The 3,536-nt window shown below is 32.9% G+C and carries 5 protein-coding genes; all 5 read right to left on the bottom strand.

All coding sequences use genetic code 11. The features are described from left to right. Positions 1–273: 273 nt before the first annotated feature. Positions 274–528: a GNAT family N-acetyltransferase gene (locus V7149_RS24190; protein WP_335348122.1), complete on the bottom strand. Its 255-nt coding sequence runs from the start codon at positions 526–528 to the stop codon at positions 274–276. After that, on the bottom strand, positions 525–809 hold the full coding sequence (locus tag V7149_RS24185) for a GNAT family N-acetyltransferase (protein ID WP_335348121.1): 285 nt from the start codon (positions 807–809) through the stop codon (positions 525–527). The genes V7149_RS24190 and V7149_RS24185 overlap by 4 nt, the downstream gene beginning before the upstream one ends. A 62-nt stretch (positions 810–871) precedes the next feature. Continuing rightward, positions 872–1,648: a DUF7225 domain-containing protein gene (locus tag V7149_RS24180; protein WP_335348123.1), complete on the bottom strand. Its 777-nt coding sequence runs from the start codon at positions 1,646–1,648 to the stop codon at positions 872–874. A 500-nt stretch (positions 1,649–2,148) separates the two neighbouring features. Beyond that, positions 2,149–2,502 carry a VOC family protein gene (locus tag V7149_RS24175; protein WP_335348120.1) on the bottom strand — a complete coding sequence of 118 codons (354 nt, stop codon included), beginning with the start codon at positions 2,500–2,502 and terminating at the stop codon, positions 2,149–2,151. 343 nt (positions 2,503–2,845) lie between these two features. Next, a complete protein-coding gene (locus V7149_RS24170) occupies positions 2,846–3,412 on the bottom strand; it encodes an MOSC domain-containing protein (protein ID WP_335348119.1) in 567 nt (188 codons plus the stop codon). Between the last annotated feature and the right edge of the window lie 124 nt (positions 3,413–3,536).

The raw sequence follows: 3,536 nt of genomic DNA, 5'->3' as shown, positions 1-3,536 counted from the left end.
AAATATAACAGAGATAATTTTCATATTCAACTATTTAGTTAAATATAAAACATATCACTTTATTTCTTTTATTCCCATTTACTAAAGAAAAGTTGAATTTTCGATCTTCTATAATACGGCTCTAAAATGAAAATGGACGCATATCCTTATTCATGGATAGCGCCCTAATTCGAACTGCGACATAATAACTTTTTCTTAAACTATGGCTACTTTAAAGCTTAATGTAGATTCTTAACTAAAGGGTACTTGCCACTGAAACGGCTATTAATTGAACTATAGTTTACAGTTTGCAGGTTTATTTTTATGAAATAGAACATGTTTTCTTAAAGGACTATCTTTCTTAACATTGGGGTGATTGAAAGTTTTAATAAAATTCATACCAATTTTTATCATTACATTTTTCGAAGGCTTATTAACATCAGCTGTAAAACTATAAACATCACTAAAACCCAATTTGTTAAATCCATATTGTAAACAGGCTGCTGCACCCTCAGATGCATATCCTTTTCCCCAAGCCTCTTTCTTCAAGCGCCATCCAANNGTGTAAAATCAGCCTCAAAGGTTGCCCTATGAAATCCTATAAACCCTATAAACTCTTTATTTTCCTTTACTTCCACGGCATATAACCCAAATCCACATTCTTTAAACTCGGACAAAATTGATTTATAAAACACCTTTGTTTCTTCGGATGATAAGGTTTTAGGAAAATACTTCATAACCTCTTCATCCTCATTTAGTCGACTAAATGGCTCTAAGTCTATTTCTTCCCAGTCGCGTAATTGCAATCTCGATGTTTCTAAATATATCATTTTACACCTCTGAAAGGAGTATTATTGGACGGCTATCATACTATCCTGCCCTCAAATGTATCTTACCCCAGAAAAAATGGACTGGTTTTTGATATTCTTTTTAAAGAACTTATATTGACCTCATAATTATTTCCATATGTTCTAGGTGATGGGATTTCTTCCTTTGGCCCATAAAATAACAGTTTAAAATCATCATCTTTGTACTGAACTACGAAAAAGTCATCGAATTGGTCGAATGTATTTTTATTGATCGTAATAAAACTATTATCTTGGGCAGTTGTTTTAACACTAATTCTTCTACCGTCTTTTATGACATCATATCCATGTTGATTGGTCACTTTAGCTAGTTCTCCATTTGTGTAAAGAACACAAAAGAATTCACCTAGACGACCGATAAGATGCCTTAATTCAGTTGCCTTGCATCCAAGTACATTCATTTCAAATCGTAACATTTCCAAGTATTCTTCATACAACTTTTTTATTTGTGAGATTCCTATTGAACCCTGTTTAATAGTTTTATCCTTATATAGAATAAGTAGCCCATTATCCCACTCACCAACAACAGATTCATACTCAGCCCCTCTAGGTTTGTGAAAGATTAGTCCAGTATAAGGATAATTTTCACCTACATATCTATATGTACTTCTATTGATGTATATAAATAGATGTTTATTAAAAGATATCCCGCTGTTATAACGGTTATAACAATAATCTGAAAGTATTATACTACTTGGATTTGTATTAAATTTTGTTATTAATTTATCTCTTATCTCTATAGATGTTAGAGTTTCACCTTTTTTTTCTTTAAGAACTTCTATAAGTTGGTCATAAATAGTTATCGTAATCCTCTCCTCATGATGATCGATTAACGCCAGATTGTTAAAGTTGTTTTTTAGTCATAGCTACAACCTTGACTTCCTCAACTGTTAAAAATACAATTTTCTCAATCAAACTATTAATCACTTGAAATAATAGGGAAGGAAAACCAAGTGAAACAGCTCCAGCGCAAACTAAAATTACAATTCTTCATAACCTTTATTATACTTCCCTTGATCTTCCACAATCTAGGTTGAGAATGATTAAGTGGATATTCTTGTTCTTAGATAGCACCTTTAATCACACTGAGGTTATTGTAAAACTATACTTTCATTTATTAAAAGAAGTTCCTATTTTAGAAATTTCATTAACGTTGTCCACGACAATTTTTGGATGAAGCTCAGGTACCCTTTTATTTGTAAATCACTTGTTTATACAACACAAATTGCCCTTAACATAAAGAAAGAGCGTAATTCTTGCTGATTCTTGCTTCAGAATTGCGCCCAAATATTAAGGTAGGTTATTATTTTTTTTGAATAAGACCAAATCCAATACCCGTTGGATCTACTAAGTATGCTAGAAAAAATTCATCAAACTCCATCTTTTCTCGAACTACCATTGCACCATTGTCTTTTGCTTTGAAGATAGAATCATCTATTGAATCAACTTCTATTTGAATACGTGTTCCATGAGGAAAATCATTAGGTCCTTTACTTACTCCACCGCTCATTCCAGTTTCCTGAGTGCCTATTTCCGTAGAAACAGCCCAATAATCCCACTGTGGTTCGGAGAAATCCCATCCAAAAACCCTGGAATAAAATTTTGTTGCTTTTTCCGGTTCTTGACTGCTTAATTCAAATCCTACAACTTTTCCCATTTTGAATTCCCCTTTCGAAAAATATAAAATCACTTAACCCAGTAATTCTCTGTTCTCCAATACAACACCTTTTTCTTATTGAATGGAATTGCTATTTTTGGGTAAACTCGGAAGTTTAATTTAACACGTTGAAATCTTTCAGGCCTCCATAAAATGGCCCTATAACGAAAGTAAGCGCTGTTCCTTTTTACAGAAAGTCGCCCGATTACTAAAAATTGAGACACGAAGAGCTGCAAAAATTATTCCTCTGCTACTCTGCTATTGTGCTAAAACTATCTGTTACTTTAAATGTTTGTTTACAAACAAGATTAATTTCACTATCGTACTAATACGCACAAGTTGCTTAAACACGTTTAAGCTTTATAAATGGTCTAGGAGGTAATTCAACACGGATGGTATCACCTGGTTTCACTTCTCCACTCTGCAATATAACTCCCATTATTCCTGCTTTTCTTATTAGATTTCCGTCTGAATCCTTATCCAAAACCGCCTTTAAAAGACCCTGTTTAAAATTATCAATTTGAGCACAAGGATTGCGTAAGCCTGTTATTTTAATACTTGCAGACTCACCTATAAATAATGTCGTGTCAGTAGGTAATTCAAGAAGATTTATTCCAACAGTTGTTATATTTTCACCCATTTGTCCAGGTTTAATATTAAAACAGTCTGCTAACTCTTTGAATAACTCATTTTGAATTAAATGCACTTGTCTTAGGTTTGGTTGGTTTGGATTTTGTGCCACTCTCGATCGATGTTTAACGGTTGAACCAAAGTGTGCATCGCCTTCGACCCCGAAACCCTTCACTAATTTTATTATTTCTTGATTTTCTTTACTAAACGTATGCTTCTTACTTAAACTAACCGCTATGACTGTTCCTAAAATTGAACTCTCTTTTTCTTCATCAAACATTCAATCCTCACAGCCTTCCTTTTTAAACTCTCTGTTTTTCATATTCAATAAAGATTTAATTATTCCTTTTTCTTCTAACCTATTCTATAGATTAAGTACACTTCTTCACAATCCTTCTTAGCAC

The organism is Bacillus sp. JJ1503 (assembly GCF_036965125.1).
GTDB lineage: Bacteria > Bacillota > Bacilli > Bacillales > Cytobacillaceae > Cytobacillus.
This window is presented reverse-complemented; position numbering and strand designations above follow the sequence as displayed.

Coding starts and splice junctions, on each gene's coding strand:
- V7149_RS24175 (WP_335348120.1), bottom strand. CDS start 2,502: ATGGGAAAAGTTGTAGGATTTGAATTAAGCAGTCAAGAACCGGAAAAA.
- V7149_RS24170 (WP_335348119.1), bottom strand. CDS start 3,412: ATGTTTGATGAAGAAAAAGAGAGTTCAATTTTAGGAACAGTCATAGCG.